Source organism: Treponema sp. R6D11, assembly GCF_054786075.1.
The window spans coordinates 1-328 of the sequence record NZ_BDHD01001335.1 but is presented as its reverse complement, the minus strand read 5'-3'; the positions used below and the strand labels follow the sequence as shown (position 1 = coordinate 328).

Here is a 328-nt window from a genome sequence, read left to right as displayed (position 1 = left end):
AAAGCGGCGGTAAATTACCGCACAGAACACGCGGTTAAGGTGGCAAATAAATTAAAAGAACTTGGATGGCGTTTTGCGTCGCATAGCTATAGACATTTGAATATGCCAAAGGTATCTATGGCTGCGTTTGTAAATGACCTTAATTTATGGGATAAAGAAGTAAAGCCTATTTTAGGTGAGACAGATCTTTACATATATCCCTTTGGGGCGACGCTGGAAAAGCAAGAGAAGAAACATAAAATACTGCGCGACAGAAATTTTAATTTATTTTTTGGAGTTGGCAACGGATATGGTTATAGGATAGGTCCCAGATCAGAATATATTTATT

1 protein-coding gene is annotated in these 328 nt (G+C 37.8%); it reads left to right on the top strand.

From position 1 onward, the window contains the following. Nucleotides 1-39: 39 nt before the first annotated feature. The coding region (locus ACYVTD_RS18655) for a polysaccharide deacetylase family protein (RefSeq protein ID WP_461249076.1) at nucleotides 40-328 on the top strand (289 nt) is incomplete at its 3' end.